This window comes from Georgenia wutianyii, from assembly GCF_006349365.1.
Lineage (GTDB): Bacteria > Actinomycetota > Actinomycetes > Actinomycetales > Actinomycetaceae > Oceanitalea > Oceanitalea wutianyii.
Genome location: NZ_CP040899.1, coordinates 1368804 through 1383504, shown reverse-complemented (window position 1 = coordinate 1383504; position 14701 = coordinate 1368804). Strand labels below are relative to the sequence as shown.

At 73.5% G+C, this 14701-nt stretch carries 15 protein-coding genes; 4 read left to right on the top strand and 11 right to left on the bottom strand.

Features of this window, described 5'->3' with window-relative positions; all coding sequences use genetic code 11:
- Positions 1-10: 10 nt before the first annotated feature.
- The gene (locus FE251_RS06190; RefSeq protein WP_139948265.1) at positions 11-670 is read left to right on the top strand and encodes a VOC family protein; all 660 of its coding nucleotides are present in this window, start codon (positions 11-13) and stop codon (positions 668-670) included.
- Here the strand turns inward: FE251_RS06190 and FE251_RS06185 are convergent.
- The gene (locus FE251_RS06185) at positions 660-1565 is read right to left on the bottom strand and encodes a cytochrome b/b6 domain-containing protein (RefSeq protein WP_139948264.1); all 906 of its coding nucleotides are present in this window, start codon (positions 1563-1565) and stop codon (positions 660-662) included. The genes FE251_RS06190 and FE251_RS06185 overlap by 11 nt on opposite strands.
- Before the next feature lie 202 nt (positions 1566-1767).
- Here FE251_RS06185 and FE251_RS06180 point away from each other — a divergent pair, with 202 nt between their 5' ends.
- The gene (locus FE251_RS06180; RefSeq protein ID WP_230976565.1) at positions 1768-2001 is read left to right on the top strand and encodes a heavy-metal-associated domain-containing protein; all 234 of its coding nucleotides are present in this window, start codon (positions 1768-1770) and stop codon (positions 1999-2001) included.
- 344 nt (positions 2002-2345) lie between these two features.
- Here FE251_RS06180 and FE251_RS06175 read toward each other — a convergent pair whose 3' ends face one another.
- The 4 genes from FE251_RS06175 to FE251_RS06160 all read right to left on the bottom strand — a co-directional run bounded on the left by FE251_RS06175 (position 2346) and on the right by FE251_RS06160 (position 5532).
- Complete coding sequence (locus FE251_RS06175) at positions 2346-3293, bottom strand: TIGR03557 family F420-dependent LLM class oxidoreductase (protein ID WP_139948263.1); 948 nt, start codon at positions 3291-3293, stop codon at positions 2346-2348.
- A gap of 70 nt (positions 3294-3363) precedes the next feature.
- The gene (locus FE251_RS06170; protein WP_168202661.1) at positions 3364-3984 is read right to left on the bottom strand and encodes an alpha/beta hydrolase family protein; all 621 of its coding nucleotides are present in this window, start codon (positions 3982-3984) and stop codon (positions 3364-3366) included.
- Positions 3981-4190 (bottom strand): dodecin, encoded by a 210-nt coding sequence (locus FE251_RS06165; protein ID WP_139073055.1) that lies wholly within the window; start codon positions 4188-4190, stop codon positions 3981-3983. The genes FE251_RS06170 and FE251_RS06165 overlap by 4 nt, the downstream gene beginning before the upstream one ends.
- A 97-nt stretch (positions 4191-4287) precedes the next feature.
- A complete protein-coding gene (locus FE251_RS06160; protein WP_223147574.1) occupies positions 4288-5532 on the bottom strand; it encodes an MFS transporter in 1245 nt (414 codons plus the stop codon).
- Positions 5533-5594: 62 nt separating this feature from the next.
- Here FE251_RS06160 and FE251_RS06155 point away from each other — a divergent pair, with 62 nt between their 5' ends.
- Both FE251_RS06155 and FE251_RS06150 read left to right on the top strand, forming a co-directional pair.
- A complete protein-coding gene (locus tag FE251_RS06155) occupies positions 5595-6437 on the top strand; it encodes an SMP-30/gluconolactonase/LRE family protein (protein ID WP_139948261.1) in 843 nt (280 codons plus the stop codon).
- Positions 6438-6540: 103 nt separating this feature from the next.
- On the top strand, positions 6541-7392 hold the full coding sequence (locus FE251_RS06150) for an SMP-30/gluconolactonase/LRE family protein (protein ID WP_139948260.1): 852 nt from the start codon (positions 6541-6543) through the stop codon (positions 7390-7392).
- A 3-nt stretch (positions 7393-7395) separates the two neighbouring features.
- Here the strand turns inward: FE251_RS06150 and FE251_RS06145 are convergent, their stop codons facing one another.
- From FE251_RS06145 to FE251_RS06120, 6 genes are all read right to left on the bottom strand, one after another.
- On the bottom strand, positions 7396-9486 hold the full coding sequence (locus FE251_RS06145; RefSeq protein WP_139948259.1) for a hypothetical protein: 2091 nt from the start codon (positions 9484-9486) through the stop codon (positions 7396-7398).
- A 9-nt stretch (positions 9487-9495) separates the two neighbouring features.
- A complete protein-coding gene (locus tag FE251_RS06140; RefSeq protein WP_139949272.1) occupies positions 9496-10749 on the bottom strand; it encodes an enolase C-terminal domain-like protein in 1254 nt (417 codons plus the stop codon).
- An 11-nt stretch (positions 10750-10760) separates the two neighbouring features.
- Entirely contained in the window at positions 10761-11564 is an 804-nt protein-coding gene (locus tag FE251_RS06135) for an SDR family NAD(P)-dependent oxidoreductase (RefSeq protein WP_139948258.1), read from the bottom strand.
- Positions 11565-11578: 14 nt separating this feature from the next.
- Positions 11579-12394, bottom strand: coding sequence for a carbohydrate ABC transporter permease (locus tag FE251_RS06130; RefSeq protein ID WP_139073049.1), 816 nt, complete (start codon positions 12392-12394; stop codon positions 11579-11581).
- A 1-nt stretch (position 12395) separates the two neighbouring features.
- The gene (locus FE251_RS06125) at positions 12396-13325 is read right to left on the bottom strand and encodes a carbohydrate ABC transporter permease (RefSeq protein ID WP_230976564.1); all 930 of its coding nucleotides are present in this window, start codon (positions 13323-13325) and stop codon (positions 12396-12398) included.
- Positions 13326-13398: 73 nt separating this feature from the next.
- Entirely contained in the window at positions 13399-14685 is a 1287-nt protein-coding gene (locus tag FE251_RS06120; protein ID WP_139948257.1) for an ABC transporter substrate-binding protein, read from the bottom strand.
- Between the last annotated feature and the right edge of the window lie 16 nt (positions 14686-14701).

The window sequence follows — 14701 nt, the reverse complement described above, 5'->3', positions numbered from 1 at the left end:
GAGGACAGCCATGACCGTGCCCACCACCCTCGACCACCTGCTCTGGGCGGTGCCCGACCTCGCCGACGGGGTCGCCCACCTCGCCGCCCTCACCGGGGTCGAGGCGGTGCGGGGCGGTGCCCACCCCGGGCTGGGCACCGCCAACCACCTGCTCGCCCTTCGGGTGCCGGGGGTGGCCGGACCGCGCCGGACCTACCTCGAGGTCATCGGCCCCGACCCGGAGCAGTCGCTCCCGGCGGACCGGGTGAGCCTCAGCGTCGGGCACGTGCGTGCGCCGTCGCTGCACACGTGGGCCGTGCGCCCCGCGGACCTGGACGCGACCGTGCGCGCGGCCGCGGCCGCCGGGGTCGACGTCGGCGAGGTCCGCGCGACGGAGCGCACGACGCCGGACGGGCGGCTGCTGCGGTGGCGGATGACCAGACGCCGCGGGCTGGGCCTCGACGGCGTCCAGCCGTTCCTCATCGACTGGCGCGACACCCCGCACCCGGCGCAGGGCAACCTGCCCGAGCTCACGCTGCTCGACTTCACGGCCGAGGCGAGGGACGTCGCGGGAACCGAGCGGGTGCTCACCGCGCTCGGCGCGCCGCTGCGGGTCACGCCCGGGCCGCGCGACTCGCTGCGCGCCGTCCTGGGCACCCCGCGCGGGGAGGTCGTCCTGGCTACCGCGTGACCTTCCCGGTGAGCGCGGCGACCGGCTGGACGTAGGCGGGCTTGGCCACGACCCACGCGACCACCATGAGGACGGCCGCGACCGCGAAGTACGCCACCCCGACCCAGCTCGCGTCGTTGCGCGCCGCGAACATGTGGTTGAGGTTCGCCATCGCCCCGGTGGTGAGCACGAGCGTCACGTGGACGACCGTGAAGCAGACGAAGTAGATCATGATCGGGAAGTGCAGCGCCCGCGCCGCGGACATCGGGAAGAGGCTGTTGAGCCTGCCCGGCCCCTTCGGCCACACCGGGGACATGCGCAGCCCGGAGAGCAGGGCGAGGGGCGCCGCGACGAACACCGTGACGAAGTAGGCGAGCACCTGCAGCGCGTTGTAGGTCACCCAGCTGCCGTGCGCCGGCCAGTCCAGCGACAGGTACTGGACTGCCACCGACAGCGCCTGCGGGAAGACGTCCCACGTCGTCGGCACGATCCGCACCCAGTGCCCGGTGACGAAGATGAGGACGAAGAACAGCAGGCCGTTGAGGGTCCACAGGATGTCGACGGCGAGGTGCAGCCAGAGGTTGAGGCTGATCCGGACCGGCTTGCCCTTGCGGGACGTCCGCGGCTGCCAGTGGCCCTTGGGGCGCTGCGTCGTGCGCACGAGCCAGCCGCTGCGCACGATGAAGACGAGGAAGAACGCGTTGAGGAAGTGCTGCCAGCCGACCCACGCCGGGATCCCGACGGGCGCCCAGTCGGGCAGCGGCGTCGTGCCGGGGTGCGCGGCGATGAACTCGGCCACCGCGGGCAGCGTCCGCAGCCATCGCGCGAGGAGCACGAGCGCGACGAGGATCACGAGCGCCACCGGTACCGCCACGGCCAGCTGCTTGGTCCGGCTCTTCTTCGCCTGGGCCGACATTCCTCACCCTCTTCACGACGTCACGGGGCGGCCCACGCCGACCCCGCCACAGCCTAGGCCAGCCGCGGCCCTGCCCCGGCTGCCGTCCGGCTCATCCCGATGCGGATGGTTGACCTAGGTCATGGATGTGGCCGCCCCGTGCTCTTTAGGTTGTGCGCAGCCCAGCCCGAGAAGGGCTGTCCCGGAACGAGAGGAGCCCACCGTGAGCATCGAGACCCTGAACCACACCATCCTGCGCGCCGAGGGCTTCGCCTGCCCGTCGTGCGTCCGCACGATCGAGAAGCAGGTCGCCCGGCTCGACGGCGTCGAGGCGGTCAAGGTCCACTTCGCCTCCTCGCGCGTCGAGGTCGTCCACGACGCCGACAGGGCTCCGCTCGACACGCTCGTCAGCGCGGTCGCCAAGGCCGGCTACCCCGCCACGCCCACGGCGTTCTGAGCGCCGCCGGACCCGGCCGGAGGGCGGAACCTGCCACGAAGTGCCGTCGCCGGGGCCGTTCGCACCGCCGGGGCGGCGTGTCGCGCGGCGTGTCGCGGACTTGGTGGCAGGTTTCGAGCGCGCAGCGCCCCGCGGACGCGGGCGCCGGCCGGACGACACCACGCAGTTCGCGCCGGAGATCGGTGCAGGCATCGGCGTGCACCCCGGACGATCCCTGGCGGAACCTGCCACGAAGTGCCACTCCGGCGTCCGTGAGCGCCGCCGGGGCGGCGTGTCGCGCGGCGTGTCGCGGACTTGGTGGCAGGTTCCGAGCGCGCAGCGCCCCGCGGGCGCGGGCGCGACGGTCAGAGGCGGGGGCGCAGCTCACGCTCGACGAAGTCGAGGAACGCGTCGGGGTCGGGGCCGACGTTCATCGTGACGACGTGGTCGTACCCGGCCTCGGTGAACTCCCGGATCGCGGCGAGGTGCCGCTCGACGTCGGGCCCGCAGGTGAACTGCTCGCGCACGTCCTCCTCGCGCACCGTCGCGGACGCCGCCTCGAAGTTCACCGGGTTGGGCAGCTCGGCCATGACCTTCCAGCCGGTCACCGCCCACCTGGCCTTGGCGTGCGCCTCGCGCACCGCCTCTTCCTCGGTGGCGGCGTAGGCCAGGGGCACCTCGGCGTAGAGCGGGCCGGACCCGCCGGCGCCGGTGAAGGCCTCGATGAGCCCGGGGTCGGGGTCGGTGACGAAGAGCGCGTCGCCGAGCTCGCCGGCCAGACGCGCGGCCTGCGGGCCCCCGCCGGCGACGGCGATGCGCGGCAGCTCCTCGGGCAGGTCGAAGACGCGCGCGTCGACCAGTCGGAGGTGCTTGCCCTCGTAGCTCCGGTAGCCGCCCTGCCACAGCAGACGGATGATCTCCAGCGCCTCGCGCAGCATCTCCTGGCGCGCGGTCGCGGAGGGCCACGGCTTGCCGACGACGTGCTCGTTGAGCTGCTCCCCCGAGCCGAGACCGAGGGTGAACCGCCCGCCGGAGATGAGTGACATCGTCGCGGCTGCCTGCGCGACGACCGCCGGGTGGTAGCGGATGGTGGGGCAGGTGACCCCGGTGACGAGGCCGATCCGCTCGGTGCGGGCCGCGATGGCGCCGAGCACCGACCACGCGAACGGGCTGTGCCCCTGGACGTCGAGCCACGGGTGGAAGTGGTCGCTGATCTCGACGAAGTCGAAGCCCACCTCCTCGGCTCGCACGGCCTGGCGGATGAGCTCCTCGGGGCCGAATGCCTCCGCGGCGAGCTTGTACCCGAGCTTCATCGACAACCTCCTGGGAAGTGGGGACGCCCACCGTGACACGCCGCGCCGCCGTCGGCACGGCGGGCGGTCCTCAGGGGACGAGACGGGCGAGCCAGGTGCGGACGGCGTCGGCGATCGCGGCCTGGTCCTTCTTCAGGCCGTGATCCCCGGCGACGACGACGACCTGCCGGCCGCGCGCGGGCGGCGGCATGCCGAAGGTGTCCCGCTCCCCCTGGACGACGAGCGTGGGGACGTCCACCGCCTCGAGCTCGGGCAGGCGGCTGGGGCTGTCGGGCCGCCCCGGCGGGTGCAGCGGGAAGGCGAGGCAGAGCACGCCGACGGCTTCGAGGGAGGTCGCGGTGCGGCACGCGACCCGCGCGCCGGAGGACCGCCCGCCGACGACGAGCGGGAGCCCGGCGAACGGCCCGGAGTGCAGGTGGAGGGCGACGTCGGTCCAGGCGGTGTCGAGCTGCCGGGCGGGTGCCGGGGCGCGACGGCCGGCCACCCGGTAGGGCTGCTCGACCAGGGCGACCGCCCACCCGAGCTCACCTGCGACGTCGGCCGTGGTGCGCAGGTCCGGCGCTGCGAACCCCCCGCCCGCTCCGTGGCCGAGCATGAGCAGCCCGCGGGGCGCGTCGGCGTGCAGGAGGTGGACGCGTGCCTCACCGCTCGCCGTGGCGATGAGGAGGGCGTCCGGCGGGTGCTCGGTCACGCGTCGACGCGGAAGCCGAGCTTGATGCCGACCTGCCAGTCCGCGACCTTGCCCTCGACGAGGTGGCCGCGGATCTCGGTGACCTCGAACCAGTCGAGGTTGCGCAGGGTCCTGCTCGCCTGCGTGAGGGCGGTGTTCACGGCGTCCTCGATGCCGTCGGGCGACGTGCCGACGATCTCCGAGACGCGGTACACGTTGTTGGCCATGGCGGACCTCCCCGTCGTCCTGCGAGCCGTCCCTCGGCCCACCGGTCACGCTAGCGTCGCCCGCGCCGCCCGGCCCGGGGGACCGTCGGGAACGAGGTCAGGACCCGGCGTCGTCGGCGATGTCGCGGCTGATGCGGAACTCCCGCAGCGAGCGGTTGAGCGCGGCGACGAGGACGATCCCGGCGAGGCAGGCGAGCCCGCCGGACGTCGCGGCGAAGGCCGCCGTCGTCGCGCCGGCGACGAGGCCGGCCCGGAAGTTGCCCACCTCCGGTCCCGCGACGCCGATGACGTGCTCGACCGAGGTGACCCGCCCGCGGTGGCTGTCCGGCGTCGCGAGCTGGACGGCGGCCCCGCGCGCCACCACCGAGACGGTGTCCGCGGCGCCCGCGACGGCGAGCGAGGCGAGGGCGAGCCACAGCGGCCCGACGAGCCCGAAGACGGCGAGCGCGCCGCCCCACACGCCCGCGGCCCAGAGCTGGACGACGCCGGGCCGGTCGGAGCGGGTGACGGCCCCGGAGATGAGTCCCGCCGCCATGCCGCCGACGGCGACGGCGCTGAGGAACAGGCCGAGCGTCTCCGGGCTGCCGCCGAAGCGCTGCTCGTTGATGACGGGGAACAGGGCGATCGGCATCGCGAGGAGGGTGGCGACGAGGTCGGTGACGTACAGCCCACGGAGGACGGGCGAGCGGGTGACGTACCGGATGCCCTCGAGCACGGCGCGCGGGCCGCGCCCGCTGCCGGGCCCGGTGGGCGGCATCGCCGGCAGGAGGAGCACGGCGTACAGCGCCGCGAGGAACGCGACGGCCTGGAGGAGGTAGGCGGCGGTCAGCCCCCACCGCCCGAGCACGACGCCGGCGAGGGCCGGCCCGAGGAGCATCGCCACCTGGAAGCTCAGGTGCTGGATCGCGATGCCCGCGGCGACGAGCCGGCGGCCGAGCAGCCGCACCGGGAAGGTGCGCTGCGCGGAGGCGCCGAGCGCACCGAAGGAGGCCTGGGCGGCGACGAGGAGGAGCAGCACGGCGAGGGAGTCCACGTCCGCGAGCGCCTGCGCGGCGAGTCCGAGCGCGGTGAGGACCTGGGCGAGGATCGTCCAGCGGACGAGCGAGCGGCGGTCGACGGCGTCGGCCAGGGCGCCGCCGAGCAGCCCGAGGACGACGAGCGGCACCGCGCGGACCAGCCCGACGGCGCCGGTCCACACCGGGCTGCCGGTCATCTCCCACACCTGGTAGAGCACGGCCACGGCGGTGACCTGCCCGCCGAGGGCCGCGGCCGACGTCCCCACCCACAGCCGCCGGAAGGACGTGACCCGCAGGGGACGGACGTCGAGCAGGCGGTGACTCACCCGGGCACGGTAACCCAGGGGCCGACTCGCACCGGAAACGCCGGCCCGGGAGACTGGCGGCCATGCGCACAGCCGAGCAGATCACCGATGTCGTCACCTTCCACGGCGAGGGGCCCGTGTGGTCCCTGGACTGGGGAGGGCTGCGGTTCGTCGACATGCTCGCCGGCGGGGTGCTCACCCTGCGTGACGACGGCGAGGTCGACCGGATCACCGTCGGCAAGGTCGCGGCGATGGTGCGCCCCCGCGCCTCCGGCGGCTACGTCGTCGCCACCGAGGACGGCGTCGCCCTGGCCGACGACGTCACCTCCGCCCCCTCCCGCTCGATCCGCCTCACCGACCGGGAGGGTGAGCGGATGAACGAGGGCGGCGCGGCGCCGGACGGGAGCCTGTACGTCGGGTCGATGGCGTGGGACGGCTCCCCCGACGGCGGACGGCTGTACCGGGTGATGCCCGACGGCGGCACGCGGGTGGTCCTGGACCCGGTGTCGGTCTCCAACGGGCTGGGCTTCTCCCCCGACCACACGCTCGCCTACTACGCCGACAGCGGGCCGGGGCGCATCGACGTCCTCGACGTCGACGGCGGGGAGCTCCGCGAGCGCCGTCCGTTCGTCACGGTCGCCGAGGAGGACGGCGTGCCCGACGGTCTCGTCGTCGACACCCAGGGCACGGTGTGGGTCGCGATCAACGGCGGCGGGCAGGTGCGCCGCTACTCCCCCGACGGCGAGCTGCTCGACGTCCTCGAGGTGCCGGTGCCCGGGGTGACCGCGTGCACCCTCGGCGGACCGAGCCTCACGGACCTGTTCGTCACGACGTCGCGCGAGGGTGACGACACACCCGGTGCGGGCGCCCTGTACGCCACGGCGGTCGACGTGCCCGGGCTGCCCGTCCTGCCCTTCGCCGGCTGAGCCGCAGGGCGGTCGGTCGCGCCGGCGCATGGTGCGCCACCGGCCGCACGGTCCGGGCGCCGACCGCCGTCCGGGCCCGGCGGCCGTGGGCCAGACTGGGGGCATGCGCAGCGTCGAGCAGGTCACGGAGGTCGTCACCGACCACGGCGAGGGGCCGGTGTGGTCCGCGGAGTGGGGCGGGCTGCGCTTCGTCGACATGCTCGCCGGAGGCGTCCTCACCCTGCGCACCGACGGCACGGTGGACCGGCTCGACGTCGGGCGGGTCGCGGCGATGGTCCGCCCGCGCGCCGGGGGCGGCTACGTCGTGGCGACCGAGACCGGCCTCGGGCTCGCGGAGGCGCCCGACGCCCTGCCCACTCGCGACGTGGCGCTCACGCGAGCGCCCGGCGAGCGGATGAACGAGGGCGCCGTCGCACCGGACGGCAGCCTCTACGTCGGCTCCTCCACGTGGGAGGTGACCCCGGGAGCGGCCGCGCTCTACCGGGTGCACCCCGACCTGCGCACCGAGCGGGTGCTCGAGGGCGTGACGATCTCCAACGGGCTGGGCTTCTCCCCCGACCACACGCGGGCCTACTACGTCGACAGCGGCGCGGGGCGGATGGACCTGTTCGACGTCGTCTCCGGGATCCTCCTCGAGCGGCGCCCGTTCGTCTCCCTGCCGCGCGAGGAGGGCGACCTCGACGGGCTGGCCGTCGACGCGCAGGGCACGATCTGGGTCGCCGTGTACGGCGGCGGGCACGTGCGCCGCTACTCCCCCGACGGTGACCTCCTCGAGGTCGTCGACCTGCCGGTCCCCCACGTCACCGCGTGCACGCTCGGCGGCCCGGGGCTCACCGACCTCCTCGTCACGACCTCCCGCGGCGGGCTGGGCGCCGACGCCCCGGTCGGGGCGGGCGCGGTGTACCGCGTGGACGTCGACGTGCCCGGCCTGCCCGTCCTGCCCTTCGCGGGCTGAGCGTCAGGAGCGGGGCACCACCTGCCCGCCGACGACGTCGTAGGTCCGCCCCTGGACCGTGAGCCCCTCGAGGCGCGCGTCGGGGTCGAGGTCGGCGATGCAGCCTCCGGCCGTGACGGTGCCGTCCAGCGCCACCTCGACGCCGAAGACGCCGGCGAGCACGAGCTCGCACCACGCCCCGGCCGAGGAGCAGGACCAGTCGATGATGTAGGGCAGCTGCGGCGGGGTCTTGCGGGCGCCGCCCTCGACGGGCGCGGCGGCCTCCTCGACGAAGTGCGCCTGCCCGGGCGGGCCCTGGTTGGCCGACCGGGCCAGCCCGGGCAGCCACTCCAGGACGACGTCGGGTCGGCCGAGCGCGATCGCCGCGCGCGCCGAGTCGGCCGGCCACGCCGGGTAGGCGCCGTTCCACTGGTGGTCGGCGCGCAGGGAGTAGCCGGCGTCCTCGTCCCACGGGGACAGCGCCCGTATCCACGACGGCGTGCGCAGCTCCTCGACGAAGAAGCGCACCATCTCCTCGCGCTGCTCGGCGGGCAGGTCCTGGGCGATGGTCGTGCCGACGGTGGCGAAGTCGTAGCAGTGGCGGGTCTCCACGAGCGACCCGTCGGGCCGGCGGGCGTGGAAGAAGCCCCGGCCGGGCAGGTAGAGCTCGGTGACGAGCGGGACGAGCGCCTCGGCCTCCGCGCGCAGCCGCGCGGCGTCCCCGACGCGGCCCTGGTGCCCGCTGATCGCCGCGGCCGTGCGCATGTTCCACACGTTGGCGGCGTTGAGGCTGGCGACCTCGTGGACGTAGGTGCTCACGCACTCGAGGAGGTTGTCGATCTCGCCGTAGTCGGCCAGTCCCGAGTGACCACGCAGCCGGTGCCAGGCGGTGGCCCAGTCGCGCACGTCGTCCCCGATGCTGCGGGTGCGGCCGCCGGGCGTCGTGAGCTCCTCGTCGAGGAAGTCGTGGTCCCCGTGGAGGCGCAGGTAGTCGTGGACGAGGCGGATGAGGGCGTAGTGGTTGACGGAGTACCAGTTGCCCACCGGCCCGCCGGTGAGCCACTCGGTCCCGAAGTGCTCGTCGATGTCCAGGCCCACCCAGTGGGAGATCTGCCGGCGCATGACGGTCGGGTCGAGCAGCGCGTGGACCATCGAGCTCAGCGAGTAGTCCCAGATGAAGGTCGTCGTCTGCCAGTACCGCGGCATGAGGGTGTCGTAGGTGCGCCCGAGCACCGAGGCGGGGTTGTCCCGGCGGAACCACAGCACGCCCATCGCGCCCCACCAGTACAGGGTGCGCAGCGCGTGGTCGCTCGTGCGCAGGGCGGGCAGGTGCCCGGAGAACTCCTCGTTTCCGGGGGTGAAGAGCGCGGCGAGCTCGGCGTCCCAGCGCGCGGTGGACGCGGCGAGCGCGCCGTCGACGTCGCGCGCGACGCGCTCGTAGGCGGCCGTCACCTCCTCCTCACCGGTCCCGACGACGTGGACGTAGGAGTGGACGACGCTGCGGCCGGGGCCGACGGTCCCGCGCGCCTCGATGAGCTGCGCCGTCCCGGCGTGGTCCACGACGTCACGCCCGGTCGCGTCGACCATGCCCTGGACGGCGACGGCGGACCGGTCGGCAGGCCTGCCCACCCGCCTCGCCCCGGCGACCTCGACCGTGTTCGGTGCCTGCGGCGCCTCGGCGCGCAGCCACGGCCCCGACGGCCGGGTGACGGTCGAGGCGATCCACAGCCCGAGCCGCAGCTCACGCTCCACCCCGGCGGCGTTGCGCACCTCGATCCGCACGACGACCCCCGCCTCCCCGGGCGGGCAGGCCGTCGTCGTGCTCACCTCCCAGCCGTCGACGACCGTGCGCCGCTCGACCCGGTCCGGACGCCACTGGGTGTGGACCGGCTCCCCGAAGGACCGCGCGAGCCGACCGCCGAGGTAGAGCTGGGCGGTGATGGTGTCCCCCTGGGAGACGGGCGGGACGCACAGGGAGCGCACGGCGACGACGTCGTGGTCCACCTGGGCGGTGGCGAGGTGGTTGGTGAGGCCGGGCGGGTTGACCATGTCGTCGAAGCGGTCGACGACGACCGCGCTCGCGAAGTCCTCGACGGTGGGGATCGTGCGGGGCATGGGGTCCTCTCAGTAGGGCTCGGCGGTCAGGGCGGCGGGCCGGCCGGCGGCGTCGGGGTCGGCGAAGTCGGCGTTGGGCAGGAGCGGGTACCAGCCGGGGCGACCAGGGTCGCGGTCGTAGGGGTAGCCGCCGAGCTCGCGGTACAGCTCGGCGTACTCGGCGACCTTGTCGCGGTCGAGGTCGACGCCGAGGCCCGGTGCGTCGGGCACGGCCATCCGGCCCTCGACGTACTCCCGCTTCCCGCCCACGACGACGTCGTCGCGCAGGTGGTGGTAGTGCGCGTCGGCGGCGAAGGCGAGGTTGGGCACGACGGCGCCGAGGTGGAGCATCGTCGCGAGCTGGATCCCGAGCTCCCCGGAGGAGTGGACGGCCAGTCCGAGCTGGAAGGTCTCCGCCACCCCCGCAGCCTTGAGGCACGGACGGATCCCTCCCCAGAAGGTCGTGTCGAGCAGGACGACGTCGACGGCCGGCTGGAGGACGTTCGCCGCGAGCTGCTCGAAGTTGACCACCACCGTGTTCGTCGCGGTGGGGATGCGGGTCCGCTCCCGCAGGCGGCGCATGGCGTTCAGCCCGTAGCACGGGTCCTCGATGTAGTCGTTGTCCAGGTCCTCGATCGCGTGGGCGAAGCGGATCGCCTCCTCGACGCTGAGCACGCCGTTGGGGTCGTAGCGGAAGCGGTCACCGGGCAGCGACTCCGCCAGCGCCCGGTAGGCGGCGAGCTCGTGGTCCGGCGGGAAGACCCCGCCCTTGAGCTTGTGGACCCGGAAGCCGTGCCGCTCCTTGAGCTCGGCCGCGTGGGTGAGGAGCTGGTCCACGGTCCGCACCTCCCCGCTGCCGTCGGCCGAGGGGTAGCGGAAGAACAGGTAGCTGGCGAACTCGACCTCCTCGCGCACCGCCCCGCCGAGCAGGGCGTGGACGGGCAGGCCGGTGTGCCTGCCGAGGAGGTCCAGGCAGGCGAACTCGAGGGCGGCGAGCAGCTGGGTGCGGTTGTTGTACAGGCTCGCGGTCGGGTTGGCGACCATGAAGCGCAGCGCCTCGGTGCGGGCGGGGTCGTGCCCGAGCAGGTAGGGCCGCAGCGCCTCGACGGCGGCCTCGGCGCTCTCCCCACCGCCGCCCATCTCCCCGAGCCCGACGAGTCCGTCGGTGGTCTCGACCTCGACGATGGTGCGCACGAACCGGCCCCAGTGCGCGCCGTTGCTGTGCCGCAGGGGCGCCTCGAGGGGGACGGTGACGGTGGTGGCGCGGACGTCGGCGATGCGCAGCGGGCTGCCTCTCATGCCCCCTCCTCCGGGAGCGCGACGGCGAGGCCGGCGGTGAGCCCGCCGTCGACCTTGAGGTCCGCGCCGGTGACGAACGCGGCCCGCTCGGACAGGAGGAACTCCACGGCGTTGGCGACGTCGAGCGGCGTGCCGACCCGCCCGACCGGGTGGGCGCGGCCCCACTCCGCGAGGACCTCCTCGACGTCGCGTCCCTGGCTGAACAGGCCGGCGGCCCACCTCAGCATCGGGGTGTCGATGGAGCCGGGGCACACGGCGTTGACCCGGATCCCCTCCGGCGCGTGGTCCACCGCCATGGCCCGCATGAGCCCGAGCAGCGCGGCCTTGCTCGCGGTGTACGCGGCGACCCCGGTCTGGCTCGCGTAGGCCTGGGCCGAGGAGACGAGGACCACGGCGCCCCCGCCGCGGGCGCGCAGCAGCGGGATGCCGATGCGGCAGGCGTTGAACGCGCCGCCGACGTTGACGTCCATGACCTCGGCGTAGGTGCCCGGGTCGGTCGCATCGACGGTGCCGTAGCGCTGGATCCCCGCGGCGCAGACGAGTCCGTCGATGCCGCCGTGCGCGGCGCGGACCTCCCAGCCGATCGCGGCGAGCCGTTCGACGTCGGTGAGCTCGGCCGCCGCCGGCTCGAAGGTGCCGCGCGCGCCGGTGAGGGCGGCGGCCGTCCGCGACAGGGCGGCGGTGTCCCGGTCGAGGCCGACGACGGTGGCGCCCGCCCGGACGAGCAGCTCGGCCACACCGGCGCCGATGCCTGCACCGGCGCCGGTGACGAGCACGGTGCGGTCCTTCCACGTGGACACGGTGGTCCCCTTTCTCAGAACTGGCCCAGGGCCAGGCCCCGGGTGAAGGCGCGCTGGGTGAGCAGGAAGAGGACCACGGTCGGGACGGACACGATGAGTCCGCCGGCGAGCACCGTCGGCATGGTCGAGCCGCCGTAGGTGCTCTGGAGCGCCGACAACGCGGTCATGACCGGCCGGGTCTCGGAGGACTGGGTGAGGGTCAGCCCCAGGAGGAGGTCGTTCCAGATGAGCGTGGCCTGGAGGATGAAGACGGCCACGAGCGCGCTGGTGGACATCGGCAGGTAGATGCGCCAGAAGATCCGCCAGGTGGAGGCGCCGTCGACCACCGCCGCCTCGAACACCTGGTAGGCGATCCCGGTGAAGAAGTTGCGCATGACGAACGCGGCGAAGGGCACGGAGATCACGGTGTACACGAGGACCATGCCGGTGCGGGTGTCGTACAGGCCGGTCTGGACGTAGCCGATGAACAGCGGCATGAGGAGCATCTGCATGGGCAGGACCGTCGCGGCGAAGATGACGACGAACCAGAGGAACCCGTGGCGCAGCCGCAGCGCCACGATGGCGAACCCCGCGCCGGCGCCGACGAGGACGGCGAGTGCGGGGGCGACGACGCTGTAGAGCGCCGTCGAGGCGACGCCCTCGGAGATGTTGCCGCGGGTCCAGGCGGTGGAGACGTTCTCGACGAGCCCGCCGAGGCCCACGGCCCGCCACACGGACACGACGCCGTACTGGTCGTCGGTCTTGGCGGCGTTGGCGAGCATGAGGTACACCGGCGCCAGCCACAGCAGGCCGAGCACGACGAGCACGGTCCTGCGGATCCGGTCGGTCATGTCACGCCCCCTTCGGGTCGCCGAGCTGGCGGCGCAGGTAGAGGACGGAGGCGGCGACGGTGACGACGGTGAGGAACACCGCGACGGCGGCACCGAGCCCGTAGTCGTTGCTCACGAAGGTCTCCTTGTACATCGTCAGCGCGAGCGTCTCGGAGGACGTGCCCGGACCGCCCTTGGTCATCGCCCAGATGATGTCGAACTGCTTGAGCGAGCCGACGATCGCCAGCCCGACGACCACGGTGGTCAGCGGGGTGAGCAGCGGCCACGTCATCGTGCGGAAGAGCGTCCAGCCGGAGGCGCCGTCCACCCGGGCGGCCTCGATGGGCTCCTTCGGGATGGACTGGAGGCCGATGCCGAAGAGCAGCGCGTTGACCCCGGCGCCCTGCCACGTGGCCGCGCCGATCATCACCACGGTGTTGAGCGGCGCGTCGAGCAGCCAGCGCTGGACGAGGCTCTCGAGCCCGACGGCGGCGAGCGCCTCGTCCAGGGCTCCCCCGCTCTGGAGGATGAACGTCCAGATGACGCCGACCGCGACCCCCGAGATCGCGTAGGGCAGCAGGAAGGGCAGGCGGTACCAGAACGCCCCCTTGAGGCCGTGGGTGAGCACGGCGAGGAGCAGGCCCAGGCCCACGGGCAGGACGAGGGTGCCGACGACCCACAGCAGCGTGTTGCGCAGAGAGGTGAGGAACCCGGCGTCGGCGAACATCTCGCGGTACTTGTCCAGGCCGACGAACTCCGGCTCTCCCAGGCCGTTGAAGTCGGTGAGGCTGAGGTAGGAGGTCCAGAGGAACGGCAGGTACATGAGCGCCGCGACGATGAGCACGCCGGGCAGGACGAAGGCGCGGGCGGACCAGCGGTAGCCGTGGCCGGGCGTGCGGCGGCGGTCGGGGGCGGGGGCGAGCAGGGCGGGCGCGGCCTGGGTGGTGGTCACGTCCACCTCCTTCCGGGTGCGGGGCCGGTGGGTGGGCGGGGCCGGTGGGTGGTGCCCACCCACCGGCCCGGTCTCAGTCCTGCTCGGCCCAGTACGCCTCGGCCTCGGCCTGGAGCCGCTCGAGCACCGGCATCGGGTCGGGCGCGTTGGTGACGAAGTCGCCGAAGAGCTCGGTGGACAGCGTGTACACCGGCAGCGGGTTGGCCTCGAGGTAGCGCTGCTGGACGGTGATGCCGGAGTCCTCCGCGGTGACCTGCGCGACGAGCTCGGCGAGCGCGGGGTCGGCGACGTCGGCGTTCGGGTTGAAGGAGATGTCGCCGCGCTCGCTGGACCAGGCGTTCTGCGCGTCGTCGGTCATCCACCAGGCGCTGTACTCCAGGGCCGCCTGCTCGTTCTGCGAGCCGACGCCCACGCAGAGCGGGCCCGTCTCCAGGATCATCTGCCTGTTCTCGACGTCGGGGCCGAGGTTCGGCATGACGAAGACGCCGTAGTCCTCCCCGGACGTCGCGCCGATGTCGGTGAGCTGCCCGGTGAAGAACGTGCCGAAGTAGGCCATGGCGACGTCGCCGTTGGCGAGGAGCGTCTGCGGGTCGGTCGTCACGCCCGGGTCGACGAAGTAGCCGTCGTCGATCATCTGCTTCCACGTCTCCATGGCCTCGACGACGGCGGGGTCGGTGTAGCTGGCCTCACCGGTCTGCAGGCCCTGGTAGACCTCCGGGTCGTTGCCGGCGAGGAGTGCCTGGAACCAGACGAACTCGAAGATGATGTTCATCTGGTGGAAGGGCACCTCGCCGTTCTCGACGAGGGTGTCGGCGATGGTCATGAGGTCGTCCCAGGTCTCGGGGACCTCGAGGTCGTACTCGTCGAAGACGCTCTGGTTGTAGTACACCGGCCAGTAGGCGACGTTGAGCGGGACGCAGTACTGCTTGCCGTCGAAGGTGTAGTTGTCGATGAGGCCCTCGGGGACGAGCCCCTGCTCCTCGGCGTCTGCCCACAGGTCGGTCGTCTCGGCGACGAGCCCCTGCTCGACGAGCTCGCCCAGCTGGGCGCCGGTGTGCCAGGTGAACAGGTCGGGCACCGAGTCGGTGCGGAAGGACTGCTTGACGAAGGAGTCGAAGGCGGTGGGGTCGGCGTAGCCGGTGAAGTCGAGGGTGAGCCCGTTCTCGCCGGACACCTCGTTCATCGCCTCGAAGCTCGGCTCCCAGGCGGCCTTGTCGGTGTAGAAGCCGAGCGTCACCTCCTCGCCCTCGGCGCGCGGCTCGCTGGTCGTCTCGTCACCGCCACCGCCGCCGGAGCAGGCGGCGAGGACCAGGGTCAGGGTGAGCGTCGTCGCGACGGTCAGGACAGGGGTCTTCCTCATGATGATCACCTCGGTG

What these genes read in the sequence shown, in the direction of transcription:
- FE251_RS06190 (WP_139948265.1), top strand. Translation starts at nt 11, where the DNA reads ATGACCGTGCCCACCACCCTCGACCACCTGCTCTGGGCGGTGCCCGAC.
- FE251_RS06185 (WP_139948264.1), bottom strand. Translation starts at nt 1,565, where the DNA reads ATGTCGGCCCAGGCGAAGAAGAGCCGGACCAAGCAGCTGGCCGTGGCG.
- FE251_RS06175 (WP_139948263.1), bottom strand. Translation starts at nt 3,293, where the DNA reads ATGAAGCTCGGGTACAAGCTCGCCGCGGAGGCATTCGGCCCCGAGGAG.
- FE251_RS06165 (WP_139073055.1), bottom strand. Translation starts at nt 4,190, where the DNA reads ATGGCCAACAACGTGTACCGCGTCTCGGAGATCGTCGGCACGTCGCCC.
- FE251_RS06155 (WP_139948261.1), top strand. Translation starts at nt 5,595, where the DNA reads ATGCGCACAGCCGAGCAGATCACCGATGTCGTCACCTTCCACGGCGAG.
- FE251_RS06150 (WP_139948260.1), top strand. Translation starts at nt 6,541, where the DNA reads ATGCGCAGCGTCGAGCAGGTCACGGAGGTCGTCACCGACCACGGCGAG.
- FE251_RS06145 (WP_139948259.1), bottom strand. Translation starts at nt 9,486, where the DNA reads ATGCCCCGCACGATCCCCACCGTCGAGGACTTCGCGAGCGCGGTCGTC.
- FE251_RS06130 (WP_139073049.1), bottom strand. Translation starts at nt 12,394, where the DNA reads ATGACCGACCGGATCCGCAGGACCGTGCTCGTCGTGCTCGGCCTGCTG.
- FE251_RS06120 (WP_139948257.1), bottom strand. Translation starts at nt 14,685, where the DNA reads ATGAGGAAGACCCCTGTCCTGACCGTCGCGACGACGCTCACCCTGACC.